Here is a 12,955-nt window from a genome sequence, read left to right on the forward strand (position 1 = left end):
TCTCCGTTTACTTGTACTTTAGTTCCTAGCAATTTCTCAGGGGGAAAGTTCTGCTAGAGGGTAAAATCTTCGGTAATATTTGCCTCTCCCAGTCCCACCCTGACACTGAACTGTTCTCCCGGTGAACCACTAAACTTGAGTTGGATGTAATTGTCCAGTTCTCTTGCCTCAGTTTCCAAAAAGGTTTTCCCAGCCTCATCCAGCACCACTAATTGTAAGTGGGCAGGCAAATATTTCTGGTTTCGCATCGGATAGACCCTGAGGAGAACCGCTATCATTTGGTCAGTTTTAGGCAAGACAGCCACCATTAGAGTCACTGGGTGTTCCCCGATCAGCATTCCTAAATCTTTAACTCTCCTCAACCCACCTGCCAAGTTATGCGGAGCGAGCCGCCATAAACTCTCTGCCGCACTCCAACGGGTTTCTTCATCCTGAGTTACCCCCAGCAAGTGAGTGAGAGCCGCCAATACCTCAGAAGATGCAGTTCCCATCTCTCCCAAGCGCAGTGCTGCTTGTCTGCGGCGATGCTCTTCCTGACTGGTATAAATCGTCTCAATTAAATCGCTAACCGTCTTGGAATCCACAAAATCAGCCCCGCGCTCGCGTAAGGCATAAGCATAGGCAAAACAGGGTTCTCCAGGTGCAAAAAGCTGTTCAATCGTCTGCCAGCTTTCCTCAAAAACATTTTGTAACCATTGGCTCAAATTGACTCGGCTTTTTAAGGAAACTGAACGAGATTGTTCCTTTTCAACAGCAAAGAGCTTTTCTAAACGGTAGTCTTGACTGGATTTCTGCCGCTCTGGTAAGCGATTAAGTTTTCCCAGAACTACTTTTTGGTTATTTTGGGCTGTCTCAAAGTCCGGGGAAGCGGGAGAGATATTTTCATACCCTTCACTAGCTTCTTGGTATTCCTCCCTAGCTTCCTCATATCGCTGCAAGCGAGTTAGATAATCCCCGATTAATTGGGCAATTTGACCGTCTAGAAAGGAATTTCTTTCTTGATTTCCGCTAGTGCCTGACATAGTTCATTGTCCTCCTGTTGGTTGGCTTTTCCAAAAACTTCGATCCACTCCTCTTTTGCTCTCAGAGGTTCTTGCCAGTAAGCATGATAGAGAGCTTCAGCCAGATTGCCCCTTTCTCGATAGTACCGCTCCAAGACTTGATGGGCAGCCTGGGTTCGCTCCCGCTTCTGCTCGTGGTTGAAACGACGGATGAAGGGATGAAGACGATACCACCCTTCACCTTGTTGCTCTGCCTGCCAGACGAAGGAAAAACTGAGGAGCGAGTCAAAGGCAGCATGGGAGGGATTGCATTTCAAGGATTCGCCCAGATGAAAGTAAAGGTCTTCATTAAAGGCTCGACAGGCACTCAAGACATAAACCGCATCTTCCAACACCCTGTCCATGTATTTTAGGAGCCTTTCTACCAAAATCCCTAATTTCCGATTAAATCCCTCTCCTGTCTCGGAAACGGATTGAAAGTCGGCAGCGGTAAAGGCTTCTTTTTTTTCTGGCGCCATCCTGACTAAATCCGCGCATAGCCCCAGCAAGAGAGGATGAACGGAATCGCCATCAAAACTACTATAGGCAATCAAGCTCTGCTGCACTTGGGTATCCTCAATTCCGACTCTTTGTAGGTAGTCGAGGGCATCGGTTACTTGAAAGTTGAACACTTGCCTGCACTCTAACTTGTCCGCTGTAATTGAACAATAGCTGGCTCGATGCCACTGGGGAATTTCCCGTCCTGCCATGACGATGACAATTTGGGGCAACTCCAACAACTGCGACAACAGACACCGCAGCCATTCATCCTGCTTGAAAAATCTGGCACTTCCTTGATTGCGCCCTTCTCCCCAAAAGGCTTCGTGGGTGTCGAAAAACAGCACCAGTTTTTCAGGAGCGCCCTCTCTTTGCATGGCGACCTTGAGATCTTCCGCAAAAAAGTTAGGTAAAGCAACAATCAATTCCGTATCGGGGTCTAACTCGGTGATCCGTTGAAAATCTTTTTTCTGGAGTCCTCGACCTTGTAGATAAAGGGACAAATCCCCCCCTAAGTCTTGGGTGATTATATTCCAACTGCTAGATGTCAAACTCGCCAGGAAACCGGGTAAAATATGGGCGGCAAGTGCATTTGGTAACTCTTTAATGAGGAAGACTGCCAATTTAGAGGCAAAAAGTTCCGGTGAAGGAAATAATCTATTCACGGATTCATTTGTCAGTTTTCCCTTCTTTTGTAAATACAAGATGCAAGCAAACTGATAGAGCGGAAAAGAGAGTTTATATCCCAAGCGAACAGCATTGGTTATTAACTGATTATGCAAAATCAGTAGCCCGTCAAAGGCTTCTTGAGGTTGTTCTGGTCGCGATGACCTGGCTGGGGATTCAAAATCCAACAGTGTGGCTGGCACAAATTGAAAGTCACTTTCCCAGTCAGTAATTGTCTTAATAAACTCAACAATTTCAGGATGGGTTTTGGTTTTAAGTTCTGTCCAAGTTTCTAAAGGAAAGCGCTTGCAACAATTTTCCAATAAGAATTTCAGCAGCAGCGACTTGCCATTGCCACCATCCCCATAGAAGAATAGGATTTTATGGGGGTCAAGCTCGTCATCGTTGAGATATTCTGCAAATCGCAAGGTTAACTCGTGTCGGTCGGTAAAGTGCCGGAGAGCGCGATTTAGCTGAGTTAACGAGGCTTTTTGGCTAGTGGGATCGCTGATGCTCATAGCCGTACTACTTAGAAAATGTAATTGCTATTAAAGTCTAAAATCTTCTCTAATTCTAGCCTTTCCTCTTGCCATGCGGACAATAAACTGCTCTTCCACTAAACCGCCAGACTTGAGGGTGCTGATTGGGTAGTATTGCTGAACTTCCCCCCATACATATCTACTACAATAGCCGAAAACCCTTATCCATCAATGGATAAACCCATTAACTTTTCTTTATATACCCCGTGTTTATTGTAATATTCCTTAAATAGACAAATGGGGGAAGTTTAGGCTAAAATGGCGGCCGTGTATAGTGATTCAATTAGTATTATTCGATCGAGTGAACTTAGTGGAATTTGAGAGTGAAGATTATCCATCAGAAAAGTTAATTGCTTGTCAAAGTCCCTTAATCGCTGAGAAAAATCAAAAACAAACAGAAGCCTTATTCTTTACAATACAATAAAAGTGTAATTAAGCTTGTTGGGAGCCTGAGCTATGACTAACCCGAATTCGATCGAACAGCTATCGCAGGAATTACTCGATCTAGACCAAGTAGATGCCGATACCGGGGCAGATTTGCGGCAAAAAGCCCAAGAAATCCTCGCTGAAACCAGTATTGACCTGCCGATTCGAGAAGCGATCGCCGATAGTCTCAGTCAAGGCAATCAACTACTTACCCTCAAAACCGTCGGCAAGGAAGAAAGTTACTAGCACATTTGGGGTCAAAAGTCAAGATGAAAGAAAAAATTTTTTTTGTCTGGCTGGGGCGATTTTTGGCCTCTTTTGGGCTGTTATCGGGGATAAGTGGCTGTAATTCCCCTCTTTTGATCACTCCTCAAGTTCCCGCCGGTGGTTTAAATAGTTTTGCTCCCGATCAATTCCCCAGTTATAGTGCTGATGGTCGCTATTTAGCCTTCGCTTCCGATCGCTCCGGTCGTCGTAGTATATATCTATTCGATCTGCAAGAAAAGCGCTTAGTTAATCTTCCTAACCTAAATCGTGGCGATTCTAGCCAAGATCAGCCATCTCTGAATGCTGACGGTCGTTTAATTGCCTATATCTCCAGCGAACGCGGTAAAAGTGATGTCATGGTTTATGATCGTTCCCAGTCCCGTGCAACCCTATTAACCGCTAACCTGCGGGGAAGCGTCCGCAATCCCACCATTAGCGGTGATGGTCGCCAAATTGCCTTTGAAACCAACCAAGACGGTCAATGGAATATTGCGATCGTTAACGGCCAATTTTAAACTTGTTCTACTCGGTCTTAATCGTTAAAACCTGCGGAGGGGTCGCATCTGGTGGATATAAAAAATTTACCTGTACTACACGCCAATCCCCCGGAGGAATAGTCAGAGTCACTAAAGATTGCCCCTCTTGTCCGCGTCTTTGGACGAGATGGAAAAATCTGCTTTGTGCCTGTCCTTGGTCATCGCTATAATTGACGGCTACTGTTCCCCGAAAAAACACTTGTGGGGCAGCCGGATCGAGAAAACGCAAACCCTGACCGATAATATTCTCTTTAATCGGTGTTTCTAGCGCAATAGTCACCGTTTTCGCCTCATTACTTCGATTAAATAGAGGTAAACTTAACCGATATTCCACACCGTAATTACCATGAGCTTGATAGGCCGTATCGGGATAGCGAACTAACATACTAGCACTTTGATTTTGTTCCGTTCCCAGTTTGCCCCCGGGTAGGGTGCTAATCCCATAGGCTATAGATTGACCAGAATCAGGAATATTTAACCATAAAGAAGCTCGATCGACCAATCGGGCTGGCCAAGCTGAACCTTGGGACACCCCCGCTACCCGTCCATAAATTATCTGTCCTTGACTATGGGGAGGAGTGGGCGCTCGATCTCGCGGAGTCGATAAATCGCCTTTTTCTAGCAAATTTTGCCACTCTGTCAGATTTGGTGGTCTTTCCTGTCCATTTTCGTCTAGGGGTGCATAAAGAGCTAAACTAGCAGCGTAGAGAAGACCGTCACTTTCCAGACGGAGATAAGTGGACCTACCGTTTAAAGGGGGAGTCAAATCGCGCACGGGAATCGCCGCATTTAAGACCATAAAACTCTCCCCAGGGGGAATAATAATCCTATCGGGAAAAATATCCTGACGCTGCCCCATTAAAATATCCCCCATTACCCGACTTCCCGGCCCAGCAAAAACCGTCCCCTGATTATTTTCCACTTGTGCGGGTAAATCGATAAAAGCTGCATCGGGTTGACTCAAATAACTAGCTCCTTGCAGAATTTTAACGGTCACGGGATTAAGACTGGGATTGTGGAGTAATATCCCCAAATAAAGGGTGCGTAAATTATCGGGAAAACTCCCCCTCGCTACATGGTGGGCAAAAATATCAAAGCGTCCCTGAAAAGCATAATTTAAATGGGCCGAGGGAAACCTTTTTTCTTGGGGGGGAAAAGTCGAAAGCAAAATCCCTTCTCCTAACAATAATTCGGGACTATTACTATTAAAAACGGGAACTTGATCTAGTTGATTCGGTAAAGGACGCACCTGCGCTGGTCGAATTATTTCTACACTAGGGGGAGTTTGGGCAATGGGTAGTAAAAAAGGTAACATCACACAAATTACCATCTCAAGATAATTAATTTTTGATCATAGCATTACTGGCTCGCTCAATTTAGATAGTATTCTGTTTGTCCATATCTAGAGGATTGTTTAATATTTCTTGCCGGTGTTAAGTAGCTGGTTATAATTAAATTAAAAATGGATTTTAGGTTCGATCCCCCCTGCCCCCCTTGATAAGGGGGGTGCCGATAGGCGGGGGGATCTGACAACTTTTAACGCCTACCTACTTAGCTGACCTTTTTGGTTAAGTACAATCAAGAAAAATTATCAAATTTCCCAATCGTTATTGGCTCTTGCCATTGAGGAAATCTATTGTCATCATAGACTAAAATCTAGATGTAGCCGTGGTTTTCTCGAAACTTCGCCCGATGTCTAGATATCGATCGAGCCGGAATTGTTATGATAAATTCATGAAGTTTTATAACAGTATTTCCCCGTGAACATGAACCAAATTGACTATCTCAGGATTAGTTTAATCGATCGCTGTAACTTTCGCTGTCAGTATTGTCTGCCTGAGGATGCAGAATTGGCCTATGTTCGACCGCAAGATTTACTCACCCGGGAGGAAATTCTTACTTTAGTCAAAAATGTCTTTATTCCCCTCGGTTTCCGCAAATTTCGTCTTACTGGTGGGGAACCTCTCTTACATCCCGAAGTAGTGGAGATTGTGCGCGATATCGCCTCTTTATCTGCTACTAGCGATTTAGCCTTGACCACTAATGGCTATTTACTTGACAATTTAGCCGAAATGTTGTATGAAGCCGGACTAAGACGGATTAATATCAGTTTAGACTCCCTCGACCCCGACACTTTCGATAAGATTATCGGTAATCGCGGCCGGAGTCGTTGGCAAAAAACTTGGGCAGGTATTCAAGCAGCCCAGAGGGTGGGTTTTGACCCCTTAAAATTAAATGTGGTGGTGATTCCGGGGATAAATGAGGCAGAAGTGGAAGATTTAGCGGCTTTGACCATCGAGAAGCGTTGGCACGTCCGTTTTATCGAGTTTATGCCCATCGGTAACGGTGATTTATTTCAAGAAAAAGCTTGGATTGCGAACGAGGAATTAAGGGGGCGAATTCGGGCAAAATGGGGTTTAAATGAGGGTCAAGTGCGGGGAAATGGTCCAGCCGATGTTTTTCAAATTCCGGGGGCTAAGGGTACAATTGGCTTTATCAGTCAGATGTCGGAATGTTTTTGCGATCGCTGTAACCGCCTACGTCTTTCGGCCGATGGTTGGTTGCGTCCCTGTCTCCTCAACGAAACCGGACAAATTGACCTAAAAACTGCCCTCCGTCAGGGAATTTCGCCGGTAGAAATCAGGGAAAGAGTGCGGGAATTAATAGAACTGAAGGCAGAAATAAACTTTAAACTGCGTGATTCCGGCACATCAAGCGGCATTTATACCCGTACTATGTCCCAAATTGGCGGCTAAAAATCTACTGTCCGAATTCTATTCTAGCCTGTTCTACCATTTCCACGGTAACTCGATCGGAACCGGCATGACGAGCTAATTCTTCTATCCTTTGACGCGCTTGGGAACGAACAAAATAGGGAATATTTTTCAGTTTTGCTTTTGCTTCTGCAGTCCATTGTAGTTGATCGGAAAAATCTAGAGCGTCCATAGATTTAACATATAGTAGTCCGTCTATTATACCAAAAAAGATTAGCTATTTTGAGATAATGAGTTTCTTGATAGCGACTCTTTTTCACCTTTCTCTTAATTTTAGGTTTCTGCTAGGTCAAAATTTACTCTTTGATATAAATCTTGCAAAGAAATCTGCCAATCCACCGACACCAATTGTAAAACCGCATTTTCCCCCATGACGAAATCAATTAACCATTGATCATCTTTTTGTTTATAGTAACGTTCCACACTATAACTAGATTGTTCAATCAGAATATATTCCTGAAAAGTTGGCAAGGAACGATAGAATTTAAACTTATCCCCTCGGTCATAAGCTTGGGTAGAATTAGAGAGAACTTCGACAATAATTAAAGGATTGATCACGTTAGATTGACTATTCCCTTGATAGAGAGGTTGACCTTTAATCACCATCACATCAGGATAGGTGTAAATGCTATAATCTGACAGCCATAAACGCACCGTTTCCATGTAGGTATAATAATCTTGATTATTGATAGTCAGAGGAAATCTTCGATAGAAGTTTCCAGCAATCTGATTGTGATTAGTGGTAGCTCCTACCATTGGGATAATTTCTCCTTGACGATATTCATTTTTATCCTCGGACGTTTCCTCCAGAGCTAGATATTCTTCGGGAGTATAATATTTAGTTTCGGTAGCGCTTAACATTTTTGACTCTCCTTCCTATTCTATTTTCTAGGATACAGCATTTCTCTAAAAAGAGACAAAGTTATCCTTGAGCAAGGTTATCAATTGAGTTGCTCGAAAAAGTGTATTTTCAATATCTCAGAAATCCTTTGACGCGCTTGGAAACGGACAAAATAGGGAATATTTTTCAGTTTTGCTTTTGCTTCTGCAGTCCATTGTAGTTGATCGGAAAAATCTAGAGCTTCCATATATTTAACAATAGTAGTCCGTTTTGAGATAATGATTCTCTTGACAGCGACTCTTTTTCACCTTTCTTTTAATTTTAGGTTTCTGCTAGGTCGAAATTGACTCTTTGATATAAATCTTGCAAAGAAATCTGCCAATCCACCGACACCAATTGTAAAACCGCATTTTCCCCCGTGACGAAATCAATTAACCATTGATCATCCTTTTGTTTATAGTAACGTTCCACACTATAACTAGATTGTTCGATCAGAATATATTCTTGAAAAGTTGGCAAGGAACGATAGAATTTAAACTTATCCCCTCGATCATAAGCTTGGGTAGAATTAGAGAGAACTTCGACAATAATTAAAGGATTGATTACGTTAGATTGACTATTCCCTTGATAGAGAGGTTGACCTTTAATCACCATCACATCGGGATAGGTGTAAATGCTATAATCTGACAGCCATAAACGCACCGTTTCCATGTAGGTATAATAATCTTGATTATTGATATTTAAGGGAAAATTACGGCAAAAATTTAGACAAATCTGATTGTGATTAGTTGTTGCTCCTACCATTGGGATAATTTCTCCTTGACGATATTCATTTTTATCTTCGGACGTTTCCTCCAGAGCGAGATATTCTTCGGGAGTATAATATTTAGTTTCGGTAGTGCTTAACATTTTTGACTCTCCTTCCTATTCTATTTTCTAGGATACAGCATTTCCCTAAAAAGAGATAAAGTTATCCTTGAGCAAGGTTATCAATTGAGTTACTCGGATCATATTTTTTCCTTAATCTCTGGCAAAAAATGCGGAGAAATCCATAATTAAAAATCTAAGTATCAAAATTGCTCACTTCAAGAGTTAAGATAAACTAGATAAATAGTTTTATGTTTAGTTTCTCCTATGTTTAACTGGTTCCGTCGTCAGAAAGTCCAACCCGAACAAGAACAAACACCCCCCGCACCCGTAGAGGAAACCCCCAGCGAGGCAACCCCGACGACTAGCGAGACAACCAGTCAGGAAGAGTATTTAGATTGGGCTAAAAAAGCCTTTAAAAATATTCAAGAGAAAAAAGCCACGGCCGAGGCCGTCGTCAGCGAAACCCCTGAAACATCCATTGCTGAAACGGAACCTCCGCAAGAGGAAGAACCAGTTAAAGAAGAAGAAACCGAGGATAATACCCCCGCATGGCTGAAAAAATCTGATCGCCTCGAAATTCTCAAAGAAACCGCCATCGAAACCCCCACAGAACCAGATGAAGATTTTATCTGGTCGGCCAAAGTTTTAGCAAATCAGGGACGACAAGCAGAGGACGTTTCGGAAGAAGAAATCACCTGGTTAAAAAAATTGCGTCAGGGTTTAGGCAAAACGCGCCGCAGCTTGGTCAATCAGCTTAAGGCCGTGGTCGGTCAGGGTCCCCTCAATCAAGACGCGGTGGAGGAAATTGAAGCTTTATTGCTTCAGGCCGATGTGGGGGTAGATGCCACCGATTATATTATCACTACCCTCCAAAATAAGCTAAAACAGGAAGCTCTGCCCCCCGAAAAAGCGATCGAATATCTCAAAGAAATTATCCGCGAGATTTTAGATGCACCTTTAGCCAATTATAGCAACCCCGGTTTTGAGCCAGAAAAAGGTAAATTAAATATCTGGATGCTCACAGGAGTTAACGGAGTCGGTAAAACGACGACTATCGGCAAATTAGCCCATTTATCTAAACAATCTGGCTATAGCTGTATAATTGCTGCTGCCGACACCTTTCGCGCTGCTGCCGTGGAACAGGTGAAAGTTTGGGGAGAGCGATCGCAAGTCGAAGTCATTGCCAACCCGGGCAAAAATACCGACCCAGCCGCCGTGGTGTACGATGGCATCGAAGCCGCTAAATCCAGGGAGATAGAATTACTCTTAGTGGATACGGCGGGAAGATTGCAGAATAAAAAGAACTTAATGGCAGAATTAAGCAAAATTCGCCGCATTATCGACAAAAAAGCCGAGAGTGCCGTGGTGGAATCCCTTCTAGTTCTCGATGCCACTTTAGGACAAAACGGGCTGCGACAGGCCGAGGTTTTCTCGGAAGCTGCCCAATTAAGCGGCGTGATCCTGACTAAAATCGATGGTACAGCTAAAGGGGGTGTCGCCCTTGCCGTAGCGCGTCAGCTTAACCTACCGATTCGCTTTGTTGGCGCTGGGGAAGGAATCGAGGATCTGCGGCCCTTTTCCAGTTACGAATTCGTGGAAGCTTTACTAAGTGGCGATTAATCTCACCCCGGATATCTTTCATAATCTTTTCATGGTTGCTTCATAATTGTCTCATTTTTAGCTATGCTAGAACTGGAGACTCGGGGTAACAACTATGCAAAGGACAATTACAGTTAGTCATCTAGGAGTATATTATCGCGGCGTGGAGGCCCTACGGGATATCACCCTGAAAATTCGTCCTGGACGATTAACCGGTATTATCGGTCCCAACGGTGCGGGCAAAAGTACCCTGATCAAAGCCATGCTAGGATTAATTCCCGTACAACAGGGAAGCGTTAACTATCAAGGGCAATCTCTACAGCAACAACTGGATAAAGTCGCTTATGTTCCCCAAAGATCTCAAATCGACTGGACCTATCCCGTCACCGCTTGGGATGTGGTAATGATGGGGAGAGTCAGAAAAACCGGTTGGTTTCGTCCTTTTTCCCATATTAGTCGTCAACAGGCTTTAAATGCCCTAGAACGGGTCGAAATGGCTGATTTACGCCATCGTCCCCTCGGTCAGCTGTCGGGGGGACAACAGCAAAGAGTCTTTTTAGCCAGATCTTTGGCCCAAGAAGCGGAGATTTTCTGTTTTGATGAACCTTTCGTTGGGGTAGATCAAAAAACCGAGGGGGTTCTTTTTAATATCTTTGGTGAGTTAGCCCAAGAAAATAAAATTGTCATGGTGGTTAACCATGATTTAGGCGAATCTATCACTCATTTTGCTGATTTAATCCTCTTAAATAAAGAATTGATCCTCGCCGATCAAAGATCTAAGGTCTTAACCGATTTTAATCTCCGGCGCGCCTATGGGGGTAAAGTCTCCTTCTACGATGCCATGACACCACCAGATTATCTCCGATCGAGTCTCGATTATCTCGATCGCTTCTCGAAAAACAATGCGATAAACTAGAAGCGAAGATATTTTGGCTGACTGCCGATAGGGACACCAATGACAACTATTTCCCCGCAAGAAGTAACAGGAACGATCGAACTGGCTCCTAACTATCGAATTCCCCTGTTTTTGGTAATTTTATCGCTGCCTTTACTCTTTTTACAGGTCTGGCTCGGCATAATTTTCTCCCTGTTAGGGCTATTCTTGATGTTCCAGACTACCCGCATTCGTCTCCAGTTTACCCCCACTTCTTTAGATGTCTATCTATCTGGGCAACAAATTCGCTCCTTTCCCTACCAAGAATGGCAAAATTGGCGTATTTTCTGGAATAAAGTCCCGATTCTGTTTTATTTCAAAGAAATTAACAGCATTCATTTTTTGCCCATTATCTTTGACAGCGCAACCCTGAGACTGTGCCTGGAAAAATACTATCCTTTAGCAGCATCGCCAGCGATCGACTCAGAAGCGAACTAAGATTGAGTTAAAATTAGATTTGGCTAATAGCGTCTTAAGTAGGTAGGTGTTAAAAATTGTCAGATCCCCCCGCCTATCGGCACCCCCCTTAATAAGGGGGGCAGGGGGGATCCCCCGCCTATCGGCACCCCCTTTATTAAGGGGGGCAGGGGGGATCAAAGGCAAGATCTATCGTCTATTAATTAGAACCACTTACTTAATTACCTGCCTTAGCCCTCTGTTCGCTCTGCATTTCTAAAGCCGATGACTTCAGAAGATTTTAATGTTTTACCCCTTGACAAAATGACAGACTTACCCAATGAATCTGTCGAAGAATTTAGTTTTGATGATCTCTGGAACGATCGCCCGGTAGAGAATCCCCTGCCATCGGAAACCGCCCCCGAAGGCGAATTAGTTCCCACAGCGCAGGCGCAACCCCTGCGGGCAGAAATCGAGGCTCTAGAACGGCAAAAACAAAGCCTAGAGGCAGAAATCTCGGCATTAAAAGCGGAAAAAGAACGCTTGATCGCCGAGGAATTGGGGGATATCAAAGCTCAAATCGAAAGAATGCTCAAGGAGGGCGTAAAAGACCTAGAACAACGCAAACAGGCTTTAGAAGTGGCGATCGAACAGTTAGAACGCCGTCGTGAGCGGATTCGGCAGGAAATGCGGAGTAATTTCGCCGGAGTCTCCCAGGATCTAGCCGTGCGGGTTCAGGGATTTAAAGACTATCTGGTGGGCAGTTTACAGGATTTGGCCGCGGCTGCCGAACAGTTGGAATTACCCCGTTTTGAAACCCCCGAAAAATCCCCCCGACCTGTGGAACCTCCCCAGCGAACCGAACGAGAGGAAAACCCCCGTCCATCCCGTGGCAGTCAAGGCCGGGATGATCGCGAAGAAAGTCCCCGTCCCCCCCGTACCAGTAACCAGGGCCGGGATAATTGGCAAGAACCCCGTCGCTCTAACCGTTCGGGTTATGAATCGGAACCGGTGGGGCAATCCACCCCTAGACAGGGCTTTTCTGACCAAAATCAGCGCATCCAAGCTCTTTTAGAGCGTTATCGCAGTCGTCCTGACTATTACGGTCCGCCTTGGCAATTACGGCGCACTTTTGAACCAATTCACGCCGAACGGGTGCAACAGTGGTTCTTTAAACAGGGGGGCCGGGGTACTGTTCGCGGTATGGGCAGCCGTCTCCAGAATATTCTGGTCGCTTCGGCAATTATCTCGATTATGGCGGAATTACAAGGCGATCGCTTCCGTTCTCTCGTTCTGGCTAATAGTCCCGAACGTTTAGGCGAATGGCGGCGCGGTCTCCAAGATTGTCTCGGCATTTCCCGCGCCGATTTTGGACCTGACCGCGGCATCGTTCTCTTTGAGTCTCCCGAAGCTTTAATTCAAAAAGCGGAACGTTTAATCGACGATAAGTATTCACCGCTCATTATCATCGATGATACCGAAGAACGGCTGAATTTCGCTCTTTTACAATTCCCCTACTGGTTAGCTTTTGCCCCTGAACCCCAACAAAGTTCTAGTTATTGGTATTAA

Annotated in this window: 14 protein-coding genes and 1 pseudogene; 8 read left to right on the forward strand and 7 right to left on the reverse strand. The window is 44.5% G+C overall.

Translation table 11 applies throughout. From position 1 onward, the window contains the following. Window positions 1-53: 53 nt before the first annotated feature. The gene (locus tag PN470_RS01705) at window positions 54-1,022 is read right to left on the reverse strand and encodes a DUF1822 family protein (RefSeq protein ID WP_272103480.1); all 969 of its coding nucleotides are present in this window, start codon (window positions 1,020-1,022) and stop codon (window positions 54-56) included. Further along, a complete protein-coding gene (locus tag PN470_RS01710) occupies window positions 980-2,722 on the reverse strand; it encodes a hypothetical protein (RefSeq protein ID WP_272103482.1) in 1,743 nt (580 codons plus the stop codon). Before PN470_RS01710 ends, PN470_RS01705 begins: the two co-directional genes overlap by 43 nt. Before the next feature lie 295 nt (window positions 2,723-3,017). Here PN470_RS01710 and PN470_RS01715 point away from each other — a divergent pair, with 295 nt between their 5' ends. The 3 genes from PN470_RS01715 to PN470_RS01725 are packed head-to-tail and all read left to right on the forward strand — an operon-like array spanning window position 3,018 to window position 3,951. Beyond that, window positions 3,018-3,167: a hypothetical protein gene (locus PN470_RS01715; RefSeq protein WP_193746295.1), complete on the forward strand. Its 150-nt coding sequence runs from the start codon at window positions 3,018-3,020 to the stop codon at window positions 3,165-3,167. Between the two features lie 32 nt (window positions 3,168-3,199). Then, on the forward strand, window positions 3,200-3,415 hold the full coding sequence (locus PN470_RS01720) for a hypothetical protein (protein WP_002737387.1): 216 nt from the start codon (window positions 3,200-3,202) through the stop codon (window positions 3,413-3,415). 23 nt (window positions 3,416-3,438) lie between these two features. Next, entirely contained in the window at window positions 3,439-3,951 is a 513-nt protein-coding gene (locus PN470_RS01725) for a TolB family protein (RefSeq protein WP_002738091.1), read from the forward strand. A gap of 7 nt (window positions 3,952-3,958) precedes the next feature. On the opposite strand, the gene PN470_RS01730 is transcribed toward PN470_RS01725, so the two are convergent. Further along, window positions 3,959-5,302, reverse strand: coding sequence for a DUF3370 domain-containing protein (locus PN470_RS01730; protein ID WP_272103484.1), 1,344 nt, complete (start codon window positions 5,300-5,302; stop codon window positions 3,959-3,961). A gap of 436 nt (window positions 5,303-5,738) precedes the next feature. Between PN470_RS01730 and moaA the strand changes: the two genes are divergently transcribed. Then, window positions 5,739-6,728: a GTP 3',8-cyclase MoaA gene (gene moaA / locus PN470_RS01735; RefSeq protein WP_002751787.1), complete on the forward strand. Its 990-nt coding sequence runs from the start codon at window positions 5,739-5,741 to the stop codon at window positions 6,726-6,728. A gap of 4 nt (window positions 6,729-6,732) precedes the next feature. On the opposite strand, the gene PN470_RS01740 is transcribed toward moaA, so the two are convergent. From PN470_RS01740 to PN470_RS01755, 4 genes and pseudogenes are all read right to left on the reverse strand, one after another. Continuing rightward, window positions 6,733-6,918 (reverse strand): PCP reductase family protein, encoded by a 186-nt coding sequence (locus PN470_RS01740; RefSeq protein WP_002737708.1) that lies wholly within the window; start codon window positions 6,916-6,918, stop codon window positions 6,733-6,735. 101 nt (window positions 6,919-7,019) lie between these two features. Then, the gene (locus tag PN470_RS01745) at window positions 7,020-7,607 is read right to left on the reverse strand and encodes a Uma2 family endonuclease (RefSeq protein ID WP_002777858.1); all 588 of its coding nucleotides are present in this window, start codon (window positions 7,605-7,607) and stop codon (window positions 7,020-7,022) included. 107 nt (window positions 7,608-7,714) lie between these two features. Further along, window positions 7,715-7,834, reverse strand: a pseudogene (locus tag PN470_RS01750) (PCP reductase family protein); the annotation flags it as partial. 74 nt (window positions 7,835-7,908) lie between these two features. Next, window positions 7,909-8,496, reverse strand: a complete 588-nt coding sequence (locus PN470_RS01755; RefSeq protein WP_002737441.1) for a Uma2 family endonuclease — start codon at window positions 8,494-8,496, stop codon at window positions 7,909-7,911. Window positions 8,497-8,721: 225 nt separating this feature from the next. Here PN470_RS01755 and ftsY point away from each other — a divergent pair, with 225 nt between their 5' ends. From ftsY to PN470_RS01775, 4 genes are all read left to right on the forward strand, one after another. Then, on the forward strand, window positions 8,722-10,077 hold the full coding sequence (gene ftsY / locus PN470_RS01760; protein WP_271931406.1) for a signal recognition particle-docking protein FtsY: 1,356 nt from the start codon (window positions 8,722-8,724) through the stop codon (window positions 10,075-10,077). Between the two features lie 94 nt (window positions 10,078-10,171). Beyond that, entirely contained in the window at window positions 10,172-10,972 is an 801-nt protein-coding gene (locus PN470_RS01765; RefSeq protein WP_272103486.1) for a metal ABC transporter ATP-binding protein, read from the forward strand. A gap of 39 nt (window positions 10,973-11,011) precedes the next feature. Beyond that, the gene (locus PN470_RS01770; protein WP_108937557.1) at window positions 11,012-11,428 is read left to right on the forward strand and encodes a DUF3119 family protein; all 417 of its coding nucleotides are present in this window, start codon (window positions 11,012-11,014) and stop codon (window positions 11,426-11,428) included. Window positions 11,429-11,671: 243 nt separating this feature from the next. Then, window positions 11,672-12,955, forward strand: coding sequence for a DUF3086 domain-containing protein (locus tag PN470_RS01775; RefSeq protein WP_272103489.1), 1,284 nt, complete (start codon window positions 11,672-11,674; stop codon window positions 12,953-12,955).

The organism is Microcystis sp. CS-574, assembly GCF_028329095.1.
Lineage (GTDB): Bacteria > Cyanobacteriota > Cyanobacteriia > Cyanobacteriales > Microcystaceae > Microcystis > Microcystis ichthyoblabe_A.